Consider the following 21077-nt stretch of genomic DNA (forward strand, 5'->3'; position numbering starts at 1 on the left):
AATGGAAAGTCTTTCATCCATACCTCAGATCAGGCACCTGAACAGCGGAAATTTTTTTCTCATTGCAGGTCCCTGTGTTGTGGAAAGTCGTGAGATCTGTTTTGACATTGCTGAAAAGGTAAAATCAATAACAGAGAAGCTGAAGATCCCTTATATATTTAAAAGTTCCTATAAAAAAGCCAACCGTTCCAAATCCGATTCTTTTACCGGAATCGGTGATAAGGAAGGACTTGAAGTGCTTAAGGATATCAGAAAGGAGCTGGCATTACCGGTTGTAACAGATATCCATTCACCTGAGGAAGCTTATTTTGCATCGCAATTTGTGGATGTGCTGCAGATCCCGGCTTTTTTGTGCAGGCAAACCGATTTACTGGTAGCTGCAGCAAAGACCGGAAAATATGTAAACATTAAAAAAGGGCAGTTTCTTTCCCCGGAATCCATGAAATTTGCCGCTGAAAAAGTGGTTCAGGCCGGGAATAAACATGTGATGCTGACAGACAGGGGTACGATGTTCGGTTACCAGGATCTTATTGTTGACTTCAGGGGAATACCGGAAATGAAACGATTCGGATTCCCTGTTATTCTGGATATTACCCATTCGCTTCAACAACCTAATCAGAATACAGGAGTTTCAGGCGGCAGGCCTGAAATGATCGAAACGCTTGCTAAGGCAGCCATTGCAGTGGGTGCCGACGGATTGTTTCTTGAAACTCATCCCGAGCCAATGCTTGCTAAATCGGATGGTGCCAACATGCTACGACTTGATCTCCTTGAACAAATGCTCGAAAAGCTTGTAAGGATAAGGGCTACAATAATTGAAAGCGATAAATATTAAGGATGTTCTTAATTTGTTTAAAAAAAAACGCAAAGATTTTTTGTTGTTTTGTTGGAACTATTAACATTTTTTATACTTTTACTACACTTTAACCCTAACGATTAACTCATATTTACCGAAGCCTTCACCAAATGAAGGCTTCTTTTTTTTTTGTTGCTACAGGTTTTCAGGGGTTTGGGTCATTGCAGGCAATGAAAAAAAGAAGACCGATCCACCCTGTTCATTCGGTTCAAACCAGAGCTGTCCGCCCATCATTTCCGCAATTTTTCGCGCATAATACAATCCGAGGCCTGTACCACCATATTTTCTTTTGGCCGATTCATCAAGCTGGCGGAACTTCTCAAAAACAATATCCTTGAATTCTTCAGGTATGCCGATTCCGGTATCCTTTACATAAAACAACACATTCTGATGATTTTGAATGCATCCGTAGTGAATTGCACCTTCACGGGTAAACTTTACGGCATTGTCAAGCAAATGCCACAAAACCTGTTGCAGCCGGATAGGATCGGCAACAAGTGAGCCTGATTCAGTCTCGAAATTATCCAGATGAACCTGTATAAAAGGCTTATTCTTGCGTGAAAGATTGTCGATAATGGGTTCATTAAGCCTGTAAAGGAACTGGCGAATATTGATAAGCGAAGGATGCAACTGAAGATTGCCTGATTCAATTTTGGAAGTGTCAATCAGGTCCTCAATCATATTGACAAGTACCTTGTTATTTTTTATTACGTGATCATTATATTCTTTTCTCTTTTCCGGGGTAATATCATCCCTCAATAAAAGACCGGAAAAACCTGTTATAGCATTTAGCGGGGTTCGGATTTCATGACTCATATTGGCGATAAAGGCTGACTTTAACCTGTCAGATTCTTCAGCCCTGAGTTTTGCCTTTTCGAGCTCGCGGGTGCGTTCAATAACCCGTTCCTCAAGATTCTCCTTAATGCTGATAAGTTCCTTCTCTGCCCTGATCCTTTCATCCACCTCTTCAGTGAGCCTGATATTTGCTTTTTTAAGGATACGACTGTAATAAAAGCTTACGCCAAAAATAATCAGGGTAAGGGTGATGATTGAAAACATCCCTATTGTCCGGCGAATCATATCTTTTACAGCCTCCTGTCTTTGATTCCTGAGATCTTCGATTTCCTTATCCTTCATTTCCATTTTCAGCCGCAATTCAACTTCGGCAATATTATCCTGAACTTTTTGACTATAAATAGAATCATTCAGAATATGATATTCGTTGAGCTCTTCATAAGCAGTCCGGTAATCTCCAAGGCTATTAAATACCTTGGAGAGTTCAAAATGACAATCACTCTCATTTTCAGCAAGAGAGATCATCTTAGATATCCGGAGGCTTTTTTGAAGATTTTCAAGGGCAAGCTGGTAATCCCCGGTTTTCCTGTAAACGCTGCCAATACTGTAAAAACTGTATGCAATTCCGTATTTATAATTCTTTTTAAGCGAAAAGTTCAGGGCCTTGTTATAATCCTGCAGACTCCTCGGAAAGTCACCCTGTTCTTCATAAGAAGTACCCAGGTTCAGGTACATTTCGGCCATTGAAATGGTATCGTTAAGTTCCTGGTAGGATTTCAAAGCCGACAAATAATAACCGAGAGCTTCCCTGTATTTTTTCTGATCTGCAAGGATGATCCCTATATTCTGGTTAATTGACGCTTCTCCGTCCTTGTCTTTTAATATGCGGTATAAATCAAGGGCTTTCCCATAATAAATCATTGCATCGGAACCCCTTTTAAGCTCGTCATACAATACACCCGTGTTCTGATAAGCCCTTGCCAGTAACTCGTTGTCTTTATAATTAAGTGCAATTCTTGTTGCCTGGTAGTATGAGCGGAAGGCAAGATCATAAATACCCGTGTTATAACAGGCATTGCCGTATAAATTATAAGTATACCCTTTCCTTAGTGAATCACCCGTCTGGTCATATAAATAGAGCAGTTTTTCAATATCTTTTATTGAATTCTGGTACTCTTCATTGTCATAATAATAACCGGCGGAAATTTCAAGAGCTTCTGCCTGCAGTTCCGGTGCATTGTTGGCCTGGGCAAGCCTGTATGCTTCTTCGGCAAATACCAGACAGGTGTCATTGTTTGCACGGGAATAAAAAGTAGCCTTTTTAATGAGGTTTTCGATCTTTTGCTTTTCGCTGGCAAGGATGGAACGTTCACCCGACTTGTCATTAATAGTCCATCCCCTTGATAATGGCAGAAATATCAAGCCAAATAAAAGAATAAAACCGGAGAATCGTTGCTTTAACTTATTCATATCAGTCATGGACTGAACTGAATACGAAATACAGTCAAAAGGGTTATAATTTGAACTTAATAACTGATCCCGGAAAAAAGCAGCTGACCTGTAAGCCGGATTCTGTTCCCGGTAAAACCGGGCCCCTGTCATTTATCTGGTCGATCTACCCCCCGGTATCGGACGAGCAGTCCTTAGCACCGGTATACATGATCTTTCAACCCGCAAGGCAGACAGCTTATGATGTTGCCACCATAACTGGCAGGCTCTTACCCTGCCTTCTCACCCTTACTCCGGATTAACCGGAGCGGTTATTTTCTTCTCCGCTACTATGCCCTCGCGAACATCTTCCCTTTCGGAAGTGCGGTGCTCTGTGTTGTCCGGACTTTCCTCCCTTCCAATTAAATGGAAAAGCGACAGAGCGGTCGGCTACTTTTTATCCAGTATCAGATGAACCATCGTGGCTCCAAATCCATATTCTTTAAACGAAGCATCCTGGTAAATAAAGTTAGGATACTTTTCCTGAATTTCTTTACGGATTTGCATTTTGAGTGTCCCCTGTCCCAACCCGTGAATAAAGACAATCCGCTTCAGATTTTTACTTATCGCTTCTTCAATTCCCGAATGAAACCTGCTCATTTGAAGGGCAAGAATGGCACCAGGGTTAAGATTTCCTCCTTCATAATGGAGATCGATCTCAAGGGTATCCGGCTGAGACTCTTTTTTCTTAGGTTTTGCAGGACTATCAACTTTGAGTTTCTCCTGAATGATCTCTTCAGGAACATCAATTTGTACCTCACCGATCGTTTCCTCTTTATCTGATATTCCAAAGAGGACGGCCTTTTCTTCGAAATAGTCGTTTTCGCGATAATAACTTTCCTTACTGAAATTAATCAGGTTAAGATCAAGTAATTTATCAACGGGACTTTTCCGTATATACCTGCCTTTGCTGACAAACAGAATTTGTATATGCAGGTGACTGATTTTGCTCAGCAATGTCTGATCAAACGAAGCCAGGTATGTTTTTGTGTCAGGTTCAATAGTTCCGGAGCTTACAAAATACATCGACCCGCCCTCTTTCTTACCTGCAAAATAATAAAGCATATAAGGAGAATCATTAATAAGGTAGCAGGCGATATTGCTGTTAAATACCGGCCCGTTATTTTCAGCAATAAAACCAATCCAAAGTTTGGTAACAGAATCAAATGATACATTAACCGGAATCTGTGGTTTGATTTCAACTGCCTGGCGGATAGGTTTAGGTTCAGCCGGAATTAACTTTTTCAAAGGCTTCTCCGGTTCCTCTTCTTCCTCCCTTTCGGTATAATTGAAATTCCGGGCTGGCACGAGCTCTTTTGCACTTACAGGTATTTCAAAACCGTCCCCGGTTAGAACAATAATTCTGCCATTCTCATCGATCCGGTTAATTGTGCCTCCCCCGGTATCATTTAGGAAACTTACTTTGTCACCTGGTTTAAACTTCATGGTTGCCTGCTTTCTGTAATGAAAGGCAAAAATAACTATTTTTGCGGGCACTATGTCTGAAACATTGCAGGGATTTGAACATATTAATCTTAAGGAATTTCAGTATGACCTGCCTGAAAGCAGGATTGCACTTTTCCCGACTGATGAAAGGGATCATTCCAAACTCCTGGTTTTCAATAAGGATGGTGAAATATGTGAAGATATATTTTTTAATATTGATACTCATATTCCGCCGGGAACTCATTTATTTTTTAATAATTCAAAAGTAATACCGGCCCGATTGATCTTCACAAAATCTACAGGAGCCTCCATTGAACTATTCTGTCTGAAACCGGCAGAGCCTTCTGATTATGCCCTGTCGCTTTCTTCACACAGCGGCTGCAGTTGGATTTGCTTGATCGGGAATACGAAAAAGTTTAAAAGTCCCTCACTTGAATTAAAAATTCAGAACAATAATTTTCAGTTGATACTTAATGCTGAAAAGGTCACGATGCAGGGTAACGTAGCTGAAATACGATTTACATGGAATTCCGACAAGGTTAGTTTTGCAGAGATTCTGTATATGGCGGGTGCAATACCCCTGCCACCTTATATTAAAAGGCAACTGCGACCACTGGATAAAGAGCGTTACCAGACGATTTATTCCAGCCGCGAAGGTTCAGTCGCTGCACCAACCGCCGGTTTGCATTTCACTGACCGGGTGTTTTCCAAGTTAAGAGAAAAAAGCATTTCATGCCATGAAATTACCCTGCATGTAGGTGCCGGCACATTTCAACCTGTTAAATCAAATACAATCGCGGATCATGAAATGCATCCGGAGCTTTTTGAAATAACCCTTCCGGTTGTTCAGCAAATTCAGCAAATCAATCATCCTGTGGGTTGTGTTGGAACCACATCGGTAAGAACACTTGAAAGTCTTTACTGGATCGGCGTTAAGCTGATGAATAATTTGAATTCCGAAAATCTCCCTGACCTTGATCAATGGGAACCTTATGCTCTTCCCCAGGATGTCACAATTAAAGAAGCCTTCACTGCTTTATATGAATGGTTTCAGATTAAGCACATCGAAAAAACGGTGGTTTCAACCCGTATGATCATTGTACCCGGTTACCGGTTCAGGATGACCAACCTGATCGTTACGAATTTTCATCAGCCGGGCAGTACGCTTTTATTATTGGTGGCGGCTTTTTTAGGTAGATCATGGGAAGACATTTACCATTACGCCCTTGATCACAACTTTCGTTTTCTGAGTTACGGTGATAGTTCGCTCCTGTTCAGCAGGCTGTAGAATAAAGACTTTAATGAAGACAGTAGACTGTAACTAATAACCTCCAAGGAGTTGGCGGAGATATAAGACGAATCCTTCAATGTCTTCAACAGTGGTATCAAATGAAGTCATCCACCGAACTTCATTTGTATGTTCATCCCAAACATAAAAGAAGTACTTTTTCTGCAGTTTTTCAGTGATTTCCGGCGGAATTATTGCAAATACAGCGTTTGCTTCCACCTTCTGGGTGATTTTTACCTGTTGAAACGATTTCACCTTTTCAGCAAGTAGCCTGGCCATCCGGTTTGCATGGGATGCATTATCTTTCCAAAGCCCGGTATTAAGATATGTACTGAATTGTGCACCAATAAACCTCATTTTTGAAACCAGCTGCATACTCTGTTTCCTGTTATATTTGAAGTCAGCCGCCAGTTCACCATTAAAGAAAATGACCGATTCGCCCGACATCATTCCGTTTTTTGTACCTCCGAAAGAAAGGACATCAACTCCGGCTTCGGAAGTGAAACCGGAAAATGGCAAATCAAGAGTCACAGCGGCATTGGCCAGGCGGGCTCCGTCCATGTGGAGAAACATGCCAAATTCTAATGCCAGCGCTGATAATTCTTTTATTTCCCCAGGTGAATAAACAGTTCCCATTTCAGTAGGCTGACTGATCGAAATCACCTTGCACTGAACATGGTGCTCAAACCCGAAACCAATAAGTTTAGGGCGGACAAGGGCTGGTGTTAATTTTCCATCCGGAGTGGGAATGGCAATGAGCTTACAGTTTGTGAATTTTTCCGGTGCCCCGCATTCATCAGTGTTGATGTGGGCTGTTTCAGCGCAAATAACCGCATTAAACGACCGCGTAAGCGATGTCAGGCTGAGAACGTTTGCTCCGGTTCCTGTTAGCACAAAATATGCTTCAATTTTCTCACCAAAATGTTTTTTCAGGGCATTTACGGCTTCGGTTGTATAAATATCATCACCGTATGCCACTACATGTCCTTTGTTTGCATTGGCTATGGATTCGAGCAGAAGTGGGTGGATTCCGGCATTATTATCACTTGCAAATCCGCGGGATGGTGTATCATTCATTGTGTTCAGAAATATGGACGGAAAAATAGAAAAAATTACGTAAAGCTGTACCAGTAAATGTAAACATAAAGATTATTGTGCGGTTTATTACTTTTGTCGTACATAATTACTTTAATTCCATATTTTTCTATAGTTTAGAAGACTTGTTTAAATACGCAAACAGCCGCAAAATGAGCAAACCCATTTTTCTTTTATTTATCCTTATTTCTGTTCCATCCCTGTTGCTTGCACAGAAATCCGAAGGAGGAAAACCCTATTCTTTCAAAATGTCTGTGCTTAAAAGCACAGAAATCCCTTCTGTAAGTCTGAAGGCGCTGGATATGGAAACTCTTACCAGTAATAATGCAGCTCAGACTGAACCTGTACCTTACGGTATTTTTACCGACACCCTGCTGGATGTAAAATCAGCTGGTAAAAAAGATATCATTACAGGACATGGAACAATCTGGAGGTTAGAAATCAGCAGTCCCAATGCCAGGTCACTTCAGGTTTACTTTTCGAAATATGTGATTCCTGAAGGAGCTTCACTTTTTATTTACAATAACCGGAATCAAAATATAAAGGGTGCGTTCACCAAAAAGAACATGCAACCCGGTTCGGTTTTGATGTTGGCTGATTTTGAAGGCAATAATGTCACAATTGAATATTTCGAACCTCAACAGACAGAATTTGAAGGAAAATTGGTGATAGGGTCAATTGGACAGGCCTTTGGGGATGTGCTCCAATCAGAGAGCGGAACTTCAGGATTCATTAACATTAATTGCCCGATTGGAAAGAATGTCCAGCTCGATAAACATTCGGTGGCCAAGATGTCTTTCCGTTCAGGGCAGTACCAGGTAACCTGCTCAGGAGGTCTGATTAACAATACACGCAACGATGGAATGCCTTATTTTATTACTGCCAATCATTGCATGACTACCCAGGACGAAGCATCCACACTAGTTACTTATTATAATTACGAGATAGCGGGTTGCAACGGTACACAGCTAAATTCTCCAAGCCTTTCAGGTGCATCCTTATTATATACCTATCAGCCATCCGATTTTACCCTTGTCAGGCTTAACGAAATTCCTACAGCCGAGTATCAGCCTTATTATGCCGGGTGGGATGCCAGGGATAATCCAACGGACAGCGTAACAGCAATTCATGTTCCATATGGAAACACTAAAAAAATATCACTCGATTATGACAGCATTATTTCGAATGATATTTCTGTTACATGGGATGACGACAGCCGTTCACCCCGGCTGAGCCACTGGGTTATTGGATTCGATGAAGGAAGCACGAGCCAGGGATCATCAGGATCTCCGCTATTTAATAAGAAACATCAGATCATTGGCCAGTTACACGGCGGTGATGATATTCAGGCGTACTATGGTAAATTCAGTTACAGTTATTCGCATAAAGCAACGGGGTTTCTTGCCGTTTCACATTACCTCGATCCTGACAGCAGCGGTATCCTGGCAATTAACGGGTATTACCCGTCAGAAAATATCCCGGATGCCTTTTTTACATCGGAATTTGAACAGGTTTGTCATAACACTCCCATACAACTTGATGATCATTCTGTATTTGAACCATATGATCGGCAATGGAAAATTACACCGGCTACCTTTAATTTTGTGGAGAGTACTTCAGAATCTTCAGAACATCCGATAATAGAATTTCTGCAGGATACCGTGTACAATGTAACACTTAATCTTAGTCGCAATGACTCGGTTCTTTCAGAGGAATCCCTTGACATAACTTCAGGCGATTCAATAAATGTTACTGTTAAGGCCAGTCAATCAGGGAATATCTGCGATTGTGACTTCAACAGTATTCAATTATCGGCTGAAGGCGCTGATGCTTATACATGGACTGTTGAAAATAACAGTCTGGACAAGGTGGAATTCACGAATTCAAACGGTAAATCCACCGTTTTAAAAAGGAAACCCGAATTTAAGGCAAGTTCAGATTATATTGTTGAGTTCCGAGTAACCGGTCAACAGGCTTCATGCCTTAATTCACAGGTTCTCAGTTATAAACTGATCAAACCCGATAATGATGATATAGAGAACGCTGCTTTGCTCATTTACGGCAAAAGTGAAAGTTTTGATAACATATGCGCCTCGGTGCAGTCTAATGAACCCATACCACCTCATACGGATTGCGTATCGCAGAAGTCATGGTGTGATGAATACGGCAACGGTGAAAATATTGTTGAGAACAGTGTGTGGTTTAAATTTATCGCCGGAACCACAGGAAGAGTGACAATTTCATCATCAGGTTTTGATAATGAGCTGGCACTTTATGCAGCAGATTCAGCAGCAGCTATATTGAACGGAAATTATACCCTCATTGGGGCAAGTGATGACAGGAGCGATTCGGATTATAGACCAATGCTCACTTCAGCAACAGTTGTTCCCGGTAAGACATACTGGGTTCAGGTTGACGGAAGTGGTGGCGGACTTGAAGATCTTTTTACTGTAACACTGACATCAGTCTTACCCACAGCAAGTGAACAGGTATCTTCAGAAGTGACAATAGTATATCCACAACCGGCATCGGATATGGTTTACATACAAAACAGCCGCTGGACTGAACACGAAGCCAGGGTTGTTGTTTATAACACTTCCGGAGCCTGTATTCAGGATGAACATAAGAGTGTGAATACAAATGGTATTACATTGAATACCTCAGCATGGCAACCCGGAATTTATATTGCCGCAATAACTGTGGGAGGTGAACAGTTTATTACAAGGATAGCTAAAAAGTAACCTAAAGGATGTCGGAAAAGGAGAATTTATTCGGGAAAACAATCGGGGAAATCAAAGAGATCACAGAAGCAGGCAATCTTCCCGGATATGCTGTAAAACAAATAACAGACTGGTTATATAAAAAAGGTGTTTCTTCTATCGAAGAAATGACCAATCTTCCCAAGGTTGTTCGTGAACACCTGGGTTCAAAGTATTATATCGGACTTAAGCCACCTGCAAAACACCAGTTGTCATCTGACGGTACAAAAAAATACCTGTTTGAAGTAAAGTCAAGAAAATTTGTTGAAGCTGTATTTATACCGGAACCGGACCGGGCGACACTTTGTCTTTCATCGCAGATTGGCTGCAAAATGGGTTGTGCCTTTTGCATGACTGCAAGACAGGGATTCCAGGGGAACCTGACTCCGGGTGATATCCTTAACCAGGTTATGGCATTGCCCGAAAGAGAACAGTTATCGAATTACGTTTTTATGGGTATGGGCGAACCCCTTGCCAATACTGAAAACCTGCTGAAAAGCCTTGAAATTATGACATCATCCTATGGCCTGGGATTGAGTCCTTCACGAATAACCGTTTCAACAATTGGTATTATACCCGGTCTTGAACAGGTTATTGATAACAGCAAATGTCATATTGCAATTAGTCTTCATTCTCCTTTTGACGAAGAAAGACAGCAACTGATGCCGGTTCAGAAGATATTTCCTGTAACCAGGGTAATTGATACCCTGAAAAGAAAGACTTTTGACCGGCAAAGGCGAATTTCTTTCGAATACATTATGTTTAAAGGTATAAATGACACGGCACGCCATATAAATGGTTTGACCCGGTTATTGAACGGTCTCAGGTGCAGGATCAACCTGATCCGGTATCATTCCATTCCCGATGCCCCGTTTGAAGCTTCGGATGAAAATACAATACAATGGTTTAAAGAGAGGCTTAATGAAAAGGGTATCCTTACAACAATACGGGCATCAAGGGGAAAAGACATTTTTGCTGCATGCGGCATGTTGTCCACCAGTCACCAGGCGGCTGAAAATCTATAATACTCCTGCTTCCTTCTTTTTCTTAACCAGTTCGGCAGCTTCTTTAACAGGAATTTTTTTACCTTCACAATAAGCTACAACGAATGCTTTTTTGATATTCATTTCGATCCGGGTGGCTTCAGCTTCTTCAAATGTATTATAGATACCTACAGAGTACTTATACCAATTTTCCTCATAGATCAGATCAATAGGAAGAGATCCCTTGTAAAAAAGGTTGAGGTATTCCTGGCTCAAGGGCTGTGTGTGGGCTGCAATCTGTACTTTAAAGAAAACCTTTTTCAGCAAAGAAGAGTCAACAGGAGCTGTTTTATCGACAGTTGCAAATATATCCTTGGCCGGTTCGTGAATGATGGGATTCTTCATGAGTTTTACAATCTCTTCCAATGATTTGTCATCATCCCAACCATAATTATATTCAACCGGGTAATCCATGCAAATCTGAAGCGATCTTCCCTGATCACGCACTGCGAGCATTTCACCTTCAAGCGCGTCTTCCATGATTTCCCGCGAATATTCATAAAGATCACTCTCCTGAACCTGTGTACGCCTGATAAGAGAACGGTTGTAATTTTTAAGCGCACTGCCTGCATAGTACCTGGCCTTGTCCATGCCGGATGCCCTGTGATTGTTGCGGCTCATTTTCTGCCAGAAAGCATCGTTCTTATACTTAAATACGGTAAATACAATCTCACAGGCTTCCTTTGAGGTTTCTGAGCTTTCATACAATTTTTTGAGTGAAGCTTTATAGGCATCGGAAAAACGGTCATTCTTTTCCTTCTCAGTAAGCTTATCATACATATCATTGGCCTGCTGTAACATAAGCTGCGCATCATTAACCAATTTTGCCGCTCTCTCCAGCTTTTTTATTTCGATACCGTCAAACTTAATATTAAGCTCCTTAGTGAACATGACTGAAGGACTCTGAGCTATGCCTGAAACCAGGAACATCAGGAATAGACCCATGAAACAAAAATATCTGACAATGAACATACTTTCTGATTATCGATTTAAATTGTTAAACTTGTCGGGTTCGATGTTGTATACGTGGTACCGACTGAAAAGTTAAAATGATTACTTTTACTATCACACACATTTCAATATGAAATATTCCATTTTAATTTCGTTTTTATTACTGAATTTCGCGGTTGTAAACGCACAGAAAATTTATTCTCTTTCAGGTGGCGAGATGATGTTTCAGTTTTCGGAGATTCAAACTGAACATGACAATATCAACAGCCGGTTACGTTTTACAACGGCATTCCATTTTGGAGAGTATCTGCATCTGGATATCACCAACAATTTCGGGTTATTTTCTGGTATTGGATTGCGAAATGTAGGTTTCATCACGGATGAAAATGATGTGAAAACGAAATACAGGTCCTACAACCTGGGAGTTCCACTAGCACTTAAAGCAGGATCTTTCAGGAAAGATGTGTATTTTTTCGGAGGTGCTGAATACGAATGGATGATCAATTTCAAGCAAAAAACTTTCCGGGATGGCGGAAAGTATAAGTTTTCAAGCTGGTTCAGCCGGCGTACCCCTTCCTTCGTCCCTTCGGTATTTGCAGGAATTCAGTTTCCCGGCGGCATTCAGCTTAAAGCAAAATATTACCTTAATGATTTTCTGAATCATGAATATAAAGGAAAGGACATATACAATGACTATACCCGTTTCAAAAAGACCCAGGTATGGTATATATCCATATCTTACCTTATTAAAAATAAAAAAGAATCCGGAAAGAACAGGGATTCCGGACCTGTAGAAATTGCATGTGCAGAAAACCTGTGAACGTTAGTCCTCCTGCTCAAGCAGCCATTTGATTGCCTCGTCGTTCTTAGCGAAAGCCTTACCTTTGCCTCCGCGGTTATATACAACCGTTTCAGTGAATTTATTCATTTCGAGCTGTTGAATTTGTTCATCCACAAAAGCAACCGAAATGTTTTTTGGAGCAAGTTCAATTAGTTTTTCACCAAGAATATACATATCAATAGCTGAGATATCATTTTTAAAATTCTCATTGATAAGTATTCTCTTGTACTTTTTTGCTTCACATTCGTCGAAAATATCCTGCCAGAACATCAGTGAAACTTCAAGTGAGTCTTTTTCACCTGAAACTAATGCAAACAGGTATTTTTCGTGATAGTCATAATGAATGTTGTAAGGTTTTTCCTGCACCATGATAGGTTTAATTATGTGGGATTAATCAAAATTATAAATAAATATTGAAATACTGCCGTGTTATTTGATGTTCCTTTGTACCAATGTATCTCATTTTCAGCTCGCATTTTTAATTACATTTGTATGCTGACTAAGATTCAGACTTATGAAGGTGGCGGTCATAATTTCTATTGTCTTTCAATTACTTGCTGCAATTTATGCGTTAAGCCTGACTCGTTATACGAAGTTTAACATCAGTTGGGTTCTTATTTCAGTTGCCTTTCTGCTGATTGCTGTGAGAGGAATTCTGGATCTTGTTCCTTTTTATTATAAGGATCTTCAGACGGAACTGTATCTTATCGATCGCCTGCTTGAAATTGCCATTGCCGTATTATTGCTCCTTGGTGTGATCTTTATAAGGAGGTTGTTCAAGTTTTTAAAAAGAATTGACGAATTCAGGCGTGATTCGGAAAACAAGGTCCTCCAGGCGATTATGCAGACTGAGGAAAAAGAAAGAAGGCAGTTGGCGAAGGACTTACACGACGGCATAGGGCCTTTGCTGTCGAATATTAAAATGTCCGTGTCGGCGCTTGATAAATCGCAAATGACACCTTTCAACCAGACGGTTGTTGATAATATCAGTAACCTGATCAACGAGTCAATTACTTCCTTAAAGCTTACGTCGAACAGCCTGAGCCCGCATATCCTTGACAGTTTCGGGTTAGCCAGCGCTGTAAATGCATTTGCTGAAAATTTCAAACACCTGGGAAAAATTGATATCAGCTTCAGTAATAACATTGAGGACTTCCGGTTTGAAACTCCTGTAGAGACGAATTTATACAGGATCATTTGCGAACTTATTCACAATACAATTAAACACGCCAGTGCCTGTAATGTATCTTTATTGATCCATTACCATGAAAGCAAACTCATCGTGCAGTATTTTGATGACGGTGTCGGATTTGACCCGGATGATTCCGGTAATGGTAATATTAATGGAATGGGAATTTCAAACATGCATTCACGGCTCAAAGCGCTGAACGGTGAAATTGAGATCCGCAGGATCCTTCCCAGGGGCATGATGACCAGTATAACCCTGAAAACAAAACCTAAAAATCCTCCGCATGCAAAAGCTTAACATCCTGATTGTAGATGATCATAAATTATTTCGTGAGGGACTGAAACTGTTATTATCAAATCTTGATGAAATCGGCGAAGTGTGGGAAGCTTCTGACGGGGATATCTTTCTGAATATGATCAGGAACTGTTCGCCTGACCTTGTTCTTATGGACATAGAAATGCCTAAGGTAAACGGCATTGAAGCAACTGCAAAGGCTTTGGAAATCAATCCTGATTTAAAAATTATGGCTTTGTCGATGTATGGCGATGAAGAGTATTTTCAGAAAATGATTGATGCGGGAGTATGCGGATTTTTACTAAAAAATTCCGAGTTTTCCGAAGTAAAAAGAGCCATAACCACGGCTGCACAGGGCAATAATTATTTTACGGAAGAGATTTTATACAGGCTTGTAAACCGGTTCAAATCAAAGGCCCCGCAAACTGAACCTACTGTTGCTCTTTCCGACAGGGAAATTGAGGTTCTTCAGCTTATCTGCAAAGGATTATCCAACCAGGAAATCGCTGAGAAGCTTTTCATAAGCAAAAGAACAGTGGATCATCACAGGGCAAGCCTTCTTACAAAAACTGAAACAAGGAACACAGCAAGTCTGGTCATTTATGCGATCAAGCATAAAATGATTGAGATCTGATCATTATTTCAAAGCTCTGTACAAAATCTCAGCCGGATGCAGTGCTTCAGTCCCCGTACCATCAATAATTTGCTGGCGGCAACTGGTTCCTGATGCGCAGATCAGTGTACCGGGTTCCGCATTTCTGACAGCAGGGAACAAAACAAGCTCCCCTATTTTCATTGAAACATCATAGTGTTTCTTTTCATAGCCAAAGGCGCCTGCCATACCGCAACAACCCGACTTGATCTCTTCCACACTGTAATTTTCAGGAATAGTCAGCATTGTTTTCAATGTCGCCGTTGTGGCAATTGCTTTTTGCTGGCAATGTCCGTGCAGTTTAATATGCTGTTTCTCTGATGTAAATAAGGACCGGTCAATTCTTCCTGCTTCAAATTCACGCGAAATGAATTCATCCAACGTGTAGCAGTTGGATGCTACCTGTCGTGCCCTGCTCCTGTAGTTTTCCCTGACAAGTTCAGGATACTCATCGCGGAATGCAAGAATTGCAGAAGGCTCAATACCTACCAGGACATGACCCGGATCAATGACCTTACTGTAAACATCTATATTATATTCCGCAATACGTCGGGCTTTCCTTAAAAGTCCCTTTGATAGAAATGTTCTTCCGCTTTCCCTTGATGATAATACGTTCACCCTGTAATTAAGCTTTTTCAGCAGTTTAATTGCAGCCATGCCGATTTCCGCATCGAGGTAATTGGTGAACTCATCCATGAACAGGTATAATTCAGGACTCCCCTCGGCCGGTGTCACTCCGTTTTTCAGATAGTTGTTTTCCTTCAGCCAATGTTCAAAACTCTTTGGCGACAAGAGCGGAACAGTGCGTTTCGCTGAAAATCCGAGAACTCCTTTCACCATGCCGCTGATAAGATTGCTTTTCAACAGGCTGTTATAGAGCCAGGGAAAGTTGCTGTTTATTTTATGAATCCTGGCGATGTTGGCAATCATCCAGGTTGTAAGTGATATGCCCCGTTTGTCGTGGTAATGCTGAAGGAATTCTGCCTTCAGTTTTGCCATGTCCACATTGGAAGGACATTCTGATTTGCAGCCCTTGCATGAAAGACAGAGATCAAGAACGTCATACACAGCGCCGAGAGACATCTTATTGTCGGATGAAGGATTAAGCAGGTATTCCCTAAGTGCATTGGCTCTTGCTCTTGTGGTGGTATCCTCATCACGTGTGGCCATGTAACTTGGACACATTGTACCGCCCATTAAATGTGATTTACGGCAATCCCCGGATCCATTGCACTGTTCTACATGACGGACAAATCCAAGCGTGGATGAATGGTCAAAAAATGTTTTGAAATGTACGGCGCTTTTGGCAACATCTCTTGTCCGAAGGAAAGAATCCATTTTCGGAGTGTCGGTAATTTTACCCTTGTTGAAAACGCCATTCGGATCCCAGGTTTTCTTAACCTGCTTCATCAGTTCAAAATTCGATTGTCCGACGATTACAGGGATAAATTCACCCCTCAGTCTTCCGTCGCCATGTTCACCGCTTAAAGAGCCCCTGTATTTTTTAACCAGGTGGGCTACATCGGATGCAACTTTGCGGAACATTTCAACTCCCTTCGGATCTTTCAGATCGATTACAGGGCGCATATGCAATTCCCCGGTGGCGGCATGAGCATGATAAACACAGCTGAGGCCGTACTTGGAAAGCAATCCCTTCATATCGCGGATATAGCCGGGAAGTGAATCAGGCCGAACAGCAGTATCTTCAACAAGAGACACCGGCTTGGCATCCCCCGGGATATTGGAAAGCACACCAAGGCCCGATTTTCTAAGAGCCCAAACCTTATTTATATCATCACCGGTAATAAGCGGGAAATGATAACCCAGGCCTGCCTTCTTCAATTCAGCCTCCAGGGCTGCCGCATGCTGTTTTATTTCATCAAGGGTTGGCCTGGCCCATTCAACAATAAGGATAGCACCCGGATCGCCCTGTACAAAAAACCTGTTCTTTCTTTGCGATATGTTTGATTTCGTGCATTCGAGTATGGTACTGTCCATTAACTCAATCGCACCCGGGTTGTGTTTCAGGCAAACCAGGTTGGCTTCGAGTGCTTCTTCAAGTGTATTGAAATGCACACAAAGCAATCCCTTAGTTTTGGGAGGTGCAGGAATAAGATTCAGTTTGATTTCGGTAACAAAAAGAAGCGTTCCTTCAGAACCGGCAATGAGCCTGGAGAAGTTAAAATCCGGGCCACCCGTGGTAAAGGGACTGCATTGAAGTAACAGGTCAAGGGCATAACCCGTGTTTCTGCGTTTTATAAGCGGATCGGGGTAGCCATTAATGATTTCAGTTTGATTTTTCGGGTTGCTTAATATATCATGAATATTACGGTACAGATCATTTTCAAGTCGCTTACCTGAAAGATGCTGGTTAAAAGCCGCGTCATTCATTGAATTGAACACCACTTCTTCACCATTACTCAGGAAACCTCTTACTTCAAGCAGGTGATCCCTTGTACTGCCATAAATCAGTGAATGAGCTCCGCAGGCGTTGTTGCCTACCATACCCCCGATCATGCATCGATTGGAAGTGGATGTTTCAGGTCCGAAAAAAAGATTATCGGATTGAAGTTTGAGGTTCAGTTCATCAAGCACAATGCCGGGTTGAAGCCTGACCCACGATTCACTTTTGTTAATTTCCCTTATTTCATTGAAATATCTCGAAACATCTACAACTATGCCGTTTCCTACCACCTGTCCTGCCAGTGAGGTTCCGGCTGTTCTTGGGATCAGGGTGGTTCTGTTTTCTGCAGCAAACAGGATCAGTTTTCTGATGTCTTCGTCGTTTGCAGGTCTGGCAACAGCCAGGGGCATTTCACGATAAGCAGAGGCATCGGTTGCATATAACAGTCTGTATTTTGTATCGGTGTAAAGGTCACCTTTAATATCTTTTCCGAAAGCGCTGAGATTTTTGCTTAAAGTAGCCATTGTAAACCGTTCTTTTTATGCGTTAAAAATACAAAACTAATGAAATACAATTCAATTTTAATGTGCCGGTAATCGGAACATATTGACATTTGTCAAAGTACTGATAAAAAAATAACAATATCTTGCCGCTAATTTTGTAGGATGCAACAAAATATCTTTCCTTTGCTGCAAAATCACGATTTTTAGTTAACTTTAGTCTGACCGGTTGAATACAATAATAACTGATTATATATGAAGCTTATAGATCAAATAAAGGAAAACGCCAAAAAGAATAAACAACGGATCGTTTTACCTGAAAGTTATGAAGAAAGGACCCTCAAAGCCGCTGACGAGATTCTCGGAAACGGAATAGCAGACATTATTTTAATTGGGACACGGGAATCCATTCAGGCAAGTTCCAAAAAGTATAATCTTGTCAACCTGGATAAGGCAACTATTATCGATGCAGACCGTTACGAGAAGATTGAGGCATATGCCAACATGATGGTCGAGTTACGCAAGTCAAAGGGATTAACAAAGGACGAAGCATTACAGTTACTGAAGAATCCTTTGTACCTGGCAACAGTAATGATTAAATACGGCGATGCAGACGGTGAAGTAGCCGGCGCTGACAATGCAACCGGTGATGTGTTGCGTCCTGCTTTTCAGTATGTTAAAACCCTTCCGGGAATCAGTGTTGTGTCCGGTGCGTTTCTTATGTTTTTGCAGGACAAAAACTATGGTGAGAACGGTCTTATGGTTTTTGCCGATTGTGCCGTACATCCGAACCCCACTGATAAAGAACTTGCTGAAATTGCTGTTGCCACTGCCAAAACAACAAGGGCAATTGCTCAGATAGAACCCCGTGTCGCCATGCTGAGCTTCTCAACAAAAGGCAGTGCCAAACATGAAATGGTTGATAAAGTTATAAGTGCCACAGCCATTGCAAAGCAGATGAATCCGTCACTTAAGATTGACGGTGAACTACAGGCAGATGCGGCCATTGTGGAATCTGTAGGTTTAAAAAAGGCCCCGGGAAGCGAAATAGCCGGTAAGGCCAATGTACTGATATTCCCCACTCTCGAAACAGGAAATATCTGTTATAAGCTTGTTCAGCGGCTTGGCCACGCTGAAGCCATTGGCCCCGTGCTTCAGGGTATGGCTGCCCCGATAAACGACCTTTCGAGAGGTTGTTCAGTAGGTGATATTGTTGATCTGATAGCTATTACGGCTAATCAGGCAATCGATTCAAAGTAAAAATATTATTTCAAAATCAGATATGGCAGAACTTATTGTTGAATCAATTGAGAATTTCGGGCTCAGGCAAAAGGCACCGTCACGCACACTTTTCTCAAAGGTTGGAATTGTAGGATGCGGATCAGTGGGACAGAGCATTGCATTGATGATCAGTCAGAAAGAGCTTGAAGTAGTTTTTATTGAGCTTTCGGAAGAAAAGGTCAGCCTCGCCTTCAGGATGATGGAAGAGGAGCTTGATAACATGATTGGCCGGTGGGGAATGACACCCAGCGAAAAAAGAGCCATCTTATCAAGAATTAGCGGATATGTGGGTTATGAAAATCTGAAGGGCTGTGACCTTGTTATCGAGGTCATCCGGTCGAAAATCCGTGAACAACGGGTTACATGCCGGAAAGAGGTTTTCAAGAACATTGAAAAGTACGTATCACCCGATACAATAATTGCAACGAATTCAACCACGATAGCCATTACAGAGCTTTCATCCGATCTCGAACATAAGGAAAGATGTGTAAGCCTTCATTTCATCACAAGCGCACCCGGGGCAAAAATGGCCGAGGTAGTCAGAAGCCTGTATACATCTGATGAAGTGTTTGATAAGGTGAGCAAGTTCATCACAATGATCGGCAAAACCATGGTGCAGGTTCAGGAATCCCCCGGGCTTATAAGCATAAGGCTTTTTGTTACCATGGTAAATGAAGCCTGTGAGATTATGATGGAAGGCGTTGGTAATCTTTCCGATATTGATGATACAATGAGAAACGGACTGGGTCTGTCAATGGGACCTTTTGAACTTGCCGATAAGATTGGTCTTGATAAGGTTGAGCGCTGGATGGATAATTTATACGGCGAATTCGGCGATATCAAATATAAGGCCTCACCTATTCTTAAGCGTCATGTACGGGCTCATCAATACGGACGGGCTACCGGTAAGGGTTTTTACAGCTATGATGCATCCGGTAAAAAAATTGGTTAATATTTCAGATCTCAATAAATAAACAGCATGAAGGTATTGGTTTTAAACTGTGGCAGCTCCTCAATAAAGTTCCAGCTTTTCGACATGAATAAGAAAACAATCATGGCGAAGGGGGTTGCTGAAAAAGTAGGTTTAAAGGGTTCGTTCGTTAAGCTTGAAAAAGAAAATGGCGACAAAGTGAGATTCGACGGCGAAATCCTCGATCACCAGGGTGGTATTGAATATATCCTGGGAATCATTACAAGCAAAAAGCATGGTTGCATTAAAAGCCTGGATGAAATTGATGCCGTTGGACACAGGGTGGTAAACGGAGGTGAAAAATTCAACAAGAGCGTTCTCATCGATGATGAAGTTCAGGCAGCTGTTGAAAAGTACATTGACCTTGCTCCGTTACATAATCCGGCCAACTTAAAAGGAGTGTATGCCATTAAACTCCTGATGCCCGGGAAACCGCAGGTAGGTGTTTTCGATACCGCTTTTCACCAGACGCTTCCTAAAAAAGCGTTCATGTATGCCATCCCTTATTCGCTTTATAAAAAATACGGCATCAGGAAATACGGGTATCATGGCACGAGTCATTATTATATAAGCAAACGTGCCTGTGAGATTCTGAATGTAGATATCAAAAAGCAGCGTATCATAACCATTCACCTTGGAAACGGGGCTTCGATGGCTGCAGTGAAATACGGAGAATCGGTTGATACATCGATGGGTTTCACTCCTGTAGAAGGACTGATTATGGGTACCCGCTCCGGGGACCTGGATATAGGTGTAATGACTTATATAATGGATAAAGAGGAAATAGGTATATCCCAGATTGGTACCCTTGTTAATAAACAAAGCGGTATGCTGGGAATTACAGGTATTTCATCGGATATGCGCGAAATTGAGGATGCTGCTTTCAAGGATAAGAACGAAAGAGCTATTCTGGGGCTCGACATGTATCATTACAGGGTAAAGAAATATATCGGTGCATTTGCTGCAGCAATGGGCGGTGTGGATATTGTTGTTTTAGCCGGAGGTATTGGTGAAAACGGTCCCGAGACCCGTGAAGCGGTTTGCGAGGATATGGAATTCCTGGGCATGGAGCTTGACCTTTCAAAGAATAATGGCCTCAGGTCAAAAGAAGCCGTTATCAGTAAGGATTCATCAAAGGTTACGATTATGGTTGTTCCTACAAATGAAGAGCTTGTTATTGCTGAAGACACAGTAAGGATCATCGGCGAACAGAAGAAGAAATAAG

General features: G+C 41.7%; 16 protein-coding genes and 1 other RNA gene. 10 read left to right on the top strand and 7 right to left on the bottom strand.

Annotation, left to right across the window (positions count from 1 at the left end; all coding sequences use genetic code 11):
- Position 1 precedes the first annotated feature (1 nt).
- Entirely contained in the window at positions 2–835 is an 834-nt protein-coding gene (gene kdsA / locus VK179_02620; protein HLO57605.1) for a 3-deoxy-8-phosphooctulonate synthase, read from the top strand.
- 156 nt (positions 836–991) lie between these two features.
- On the opposite strand, the gene VK179_02625 is transcribed toward kdsA, so the two are convergent.
- From VK179_02625 to VK179_02635, 3 genes are all read right to left on the bottom strand, one after another.
- On the bottom strand, positions 992–3121 hold the full coding sequence (locus VK179_02625; protein ID HLO57606.1) for a tetratricopeptide repeat protein: 2130 nt from the start codon (positions 3119–3121) through the stop codon (positions 992–994).
- Between the two features lie 75 nt (positions 3122–3196).
- Positions 3197–3533, bottom strand: an RNA gene (gene rnpB, locus VK179_02630) — RNase P RNA component class A.
- On the bottom strand, positions 3530–4585 hold the full coding sequence (locus tag VK179_02635; GenBank protein HLO57607.1) for a DUF2027 domain-containing protein: 1056 nt from the start codon (positions 4583–4585) through the stop codon (positions 3530–3532). Before VK179_02635 ends, rnpB begins: the two co-directional genes overlap by 4 nt.
- 52 nt (positions 4586–4637) lie before the next feature.
- On the opposite strand from VK179_02635, the gene VK179_02640 reads away from it, so the two are divergent.
- The gene (locus VK179_02640; protein ID HLO57608.1) at positions 4638–5873 is read left to right on the top strand and encodes an S-adenosylmethionine:tRNA ribosyltransferase-isomerase; all 1236 of its coding nucleotides are present in this window, start codon (positions 4638–4640) and stop codon (positions 5871–5873) included.
- Positions 5874–5906: 33 nt separating this feature from the next.
- Here the strand turns inward: VK179_02640 and VK179_02645 are convergent, their stop codons facing one another.
- Positions 5907–6950 (bottom strand): low specificity L-threonine aldolase, encoded by a 1044-nt coding sequence (locus tag VK179_02645; protein HLO57609.1) that lies wholly within the window; start codon positions 6948–6950, stop codon positions 5907–5909.
- A gap of 170 nt (positions 6951–7120) precedes the next feature.
- Here VK179_02645 and VK179_02650 point away from each other — a divergent pair, with 170 nt between their 5' ends.
- Together VK179_02650 and rlmN are read left to right on the top strand one after the other, a co-directional pair.
- Positions 7121–9709 carry a T9SS type A sorting domain-containing protein gene (locus VK179_02650; protein HLO57610.1) on the top strand — a complete coding sequence of 863 codons (2589 nt, stop codon included), beginning with the start codon at positions 7121–7123 and terminating at the stop codon, positions 9707–9709.
- Positions 9710–9717: 8 nt separating this feature from the next.
- The gene (gene rlmN / locus VK179_02655) at positions 9718–10752 is read left to right on the top strand and encodes a 23S rRNA (adenine(2503)-C(2))-methyltransferase RlmN (protein HLO57611.1); all 1035 of its coding nucleotides are present in this window, start codon (positions 9718–9720) and stop codon (positions 10750–10752) included.
- Here the strand turns inward: rlmN and VK179_02660 are convergent.
- On the bottom strand, positions 10747–11715 hold the full coding sequence (locus tag VK179_02660; protein HLO57612.1) for a hypothetical protein: 969 nt from the start codon (positions 11713–11715) through the stop codon (positions 10747–10749). The two genes, rlmN and VK179_02660, sit on opposite strands and share 6 nt — an antisense overlap.
- Before the next feature lie 136 nt (positions 11716–11851).
- On the opposite strand from VK179_02660, the gene VK179_02665 reads away from it, so the two are divergent.
- Positions 11852–12541, top strand: a complete 690-nt coding sequence (locus VK179_02665; GenBank protein ID HLO57613.1) for a hypothetical protein — start codon at positions 11852–11854, stop codon at positions 12539–12541.
- A gap of 3 nt (positions 12542–12544) precedes the next feature.
- On the opposite strand, the gene VK179_02670 is transcribed toward VK179_02665, so the two are convergent.
- On the bottom strand, positions 12545–12931 hold the full coding sequence (locus tag VK179_02670) for a hypothetical protein (protein HLO57614.1): 387 nt from the start codon (positions 12929–12931) through the stop codon (positions 12545–12547).
- 145 nt (positions 12932–13076) lie between these two features.
- Between VK179_02670 and VK179_02675 the strand changes: the two genes are divergently transcribed.
- Both VK179_02675 and VK179_02680 read left to right on the top strand, forming a co-directional pair.
- Entirely contained in the window at positions 13077–14048 is a 972-nt protein-coding gene (locus VK179_02675; GenBank protein ID HLO57615.1) for an ATP-binding protein, read from the top strand.
- Entirely contained in the window at positions 14035–14679 is a 645-nt protein-coding gene (locus tag VK179_02680; GenBank protein ID HLO57616.1) for a response regulator transcription factor, read from the top strand. The genes VK179_02675 and VK179_02680 overlap by 14 nt, the downstream gene beginning before the upstream one ends.
- A 3-nt stretch (positions 14680–14682) precedes the next feature.
- Here the strand turns inward: VK179_02680 and VK179_02685 are convergent, their stop codons facing one another.
- Positions 14683–17625 carry an FAD-linked oxidase C-terminal domain-containing protein gene (locus tag VK179_02685; GenBank protein HLO57617.1) on the bottom strand — a complete coding sequence of 981 codons (2943 nt, stop codon included), beginning with the start codon at positions 17623–17625 and terminating at the stop codon, positions 14683–14685.
- 231 nt (positions 17626–17856) lie between these two features.
- Between VK179_02685 and pta the strand changes: the two genes are divergently transcribed.
- The 3 genes from pta to VK179_02700 are packed head-to-tail and all read left to right on the top strand — an operon-like array spanning position 17857 to position 21076.
- Positions 17857–18861 (top strand): phosphate acetyltransferase, encoded by a 1005-nt coding sequence (gene pta / locus VK179_02690; protein HLO57618.1) that lies wholly within the window; start codon positions 17857–17859, stop codon positions 18859–18861.
- A 22-nt stretch (positions 18862–18883) separates the two neighbouring features.
- Positions 18884–19834: a 3-hydroxyacyl-CoA dehydrogenase family protein gene (locus tag VK179_02695; GenBank protein HLO57619.1), complete on the top strand. Its 951-nt coding sequence runs from the start codon at positions 18884–18886 to the stop codon at positions 19832–19834.
- Between the two features lie 27 nt (positions 19835–19861).
- The gene (locus tag VK179_02700; GenBank protein HLO57620.1) at positions 19862–21076 is read left to right on the top strand and encodes an acetate kinase; all 1215 of its coding nucleotides are present in this window, start codon (positions 19862–19864) and stop codon (positions 21074–21076) included.
- Position 21077: the final 1 nt, after the last annotated feature.

This window comes from Bacteroidales bacterium (assembly GCA_035299085.1).
Lineage (GTDB): Bacteria > Bacteroidota > Bacteroidia > Bacteroidales > UBA10428 > UBA5072.

Coding starts and splice junctions, on each gene's coding strand:
- VK179_02695 (HLO57619.1), top strand. CDS start 18,884: ATGGCAGAACTTATTGTTGAATCAATTGAGAATTTCGGGCTCAGGCAA.
- VK179_02670 (HLO57614.1), bottom strand. CDS start 12,931: ATGGTGCAGGAAAAACCTTACAACATTCATTATGACTATCACGAAAAA.
- VK179_02665 (HLO57613.1), top strand. CDS start 11,852: ATGAAATATTCCATTTTAATTTCGTTTTTATTACTGAATTTCGCGGTT.
- VK179_02700 (HLO57620.1), top strand. CDS start 19,862: ATGAAGGTATTGGTTTTAAACTGTGGCAGCTCCTCAATAAAGTTCCAG.
- VK179_02635 (HLO57607.1), bottom strand. CDS start 4,585: ATGAAGTTTAAACCAGGTGACAAAGTAAGTTTCCTAAATGATACCGGG.
- VK179_02650 (HLO57610.1), top strand. CDS start 7,121: ATGAGCAAACCCATTTTTCTTTTATTTATCCTTATTTCTGTTCCATCC.
- kdsA (HLO57605.1), top strand. CDS start 2: ATGGAAAGTCTTTCATCCATACCTCAGATCAGGCACCTGAACAGCGGA.
- pta (HLO57618.1), top strand. CDS start 17,857: ATGAAGCTTATAGATCAAATAAAGGAAAACGCCAAAAAGAATAAACAA.
- VK179_02645 (HLO57609.1), bottom strand. CDS start 6,950: ATGAATGATACACCATCCCGCGGATTTGCAAGTGATAATAATGCCGGA.
- VK179_02625 (HLO57606.1), bottom strand. CDS start 3,121: ATGAATAAGTTAAAGCAACGATTCTCCGGTTTTATTCTTTTATTTGGC.
- VK179_02680 (HLO57616.1), top strand. CDS start 14,035: ATGCAAAAGCTTAACATCCTGATTGTAGATGATCATAAATTATTTCGT.
- VK179_02685 (HLO57617.1), bottom strand. CDS start 17,625: ATGGCTACTTTAAGCAAAAATCTCAGCGCTTTCGGAAAAGATATTAAA.
- VK179_02640 (HLO57608.1), top strand. CDS start 4,638: ATGTCTGAAACATTGCAGGGATTTGAACATATTAATCTTAAGGAATTT.
- VK179_02675 (HLO57615.1), top strand. CDS start 13,077: ATGAAGGTGGCGGTCATAATTTCTATTGTCTTTCAATTACTTGCTGCA.
- VK179_02660 (HLO57612.1), bottom strand. CDS start 11,715: ATGGGTCTATTCCTGATGTTCCTGGTTTCAGGCATAGCTCAGAGTCCT.
- rlmN (HLO57611.1), top strand. CDS start 9,718: ATGTCGGAAAAGGAGAATTTATTCGGGAAAACAATCGGGGAAATCAAA.